This is a genomic window from Lysinibacillus sp. FJAT-14222, assembly GCF_001278875.1.
Taxonomy (GTDB): domain Bacteria; phylum Bacillota; class Bacilli; order Bacillales_A; family Planococcaceae; genus Lysinibacillus; species Lysinibacillus agricola.
In genome coordinates this window covers 1-221 of sequence record NZ_LIYL01000026.1, presented here as the reverse complement: position 1 = coordinate 221, position 221 = coordinate 1, and the positions used below count along the sequence as shown (strand labels likewise).

Sequence of the window (221 nt, the reverse complement as noted above, 5' to 3'; positions counted from 1 at the left end):
TCACTATTCATCAGTAAAAACGCACTATATAAATCTCGTTGTACGAGATGACTTCCAATTTGACTCCAACGTTGATGGAGTTTTTTCTTTTCATAACTACCCGTCACATGGTTATACTGACTGGCTCTAAAGGTTATCGTATTCACTTTCTGTATCGTTTGCTTTGTGTAACCTAATTTTTGATTAATGATTTCCACTAGCATGGCTGGGGCATGATTCCC

1 pseudogene is annotated in these 221 nt (G+C 37.6%); it reads right to left on the bottom strand.

Annotated elements, in window-relative coordinates:
• A pseudogene (locus tag AN161_RS30340) lies at nucleotides 1–221 on the bottom strand (hypothetical protein); the annotation flags it as partial.